This is a genomic window from Roseospira navarrensis (genome assembly GCF_009601025.1).
Classification (GTDB): Bacteria; Pseudomonadota; Alphaproteobacteria; order Rhodospirillales; family Rhodospirillaceae; genus Rhodospira; species Rhodospira navarrensis.
On record NZ_WIVE01000190.1, the window covers coordinates 1 to 398 of the forward strand.

A 398-nucleotide genomic window follows, 5' to 3' on the forward strand; every position below is an offset into this window, starting at 1 on the left:
CCCGAACCGCGCCTTGCAGGCCCATGTCCCGCATCAGGCGTTCCACCGTGCAGCGGGCCACCTCAAGGCCTTCGCGCTTCAACTGGCGCCAGACCTTGTCGGCGCCGGAGACGCCGAAGTTCTCGCCCCAGACGCGCCGGATCTCGACGCGCAAGGCCGCATCCCGCTGAGCACGCGCCGACGCCAGCGAAGGGTCGCGGCGCTGGGCCACATGGGCGTGATCCGTCGACGGAGCGATCGGCAACAGCCGGCAGATCGGCTCGACCCCGTGGACGTCCCCCCGTGGACGTCCCCCCGTGGACGTCCCGATGATCGTCAATAAACCCGATCATCGCTTGAACCGGCGGTCGAGCTCCGCCTGGGCAAAATACGCGCTGGCCTTGCGCAGGATCTCGTTG

At 68.8% G+C, this 398-nt stretch carries 1 pseudogene and 1 other annotated feature; the pseudogene reads right to left on the reverse strand.

What is annotated here, in order from left to right:
- Positions 1-398, reverse strand: a pseudogene (locus GHC57_RS19225) (IS3 family transposase); the annotation flags it as partial.
- Positions 257-374 (reverse strand) — a sequence feature (AL1L pseudoknot). It overlaps the preceding pseudogene by 118 nt.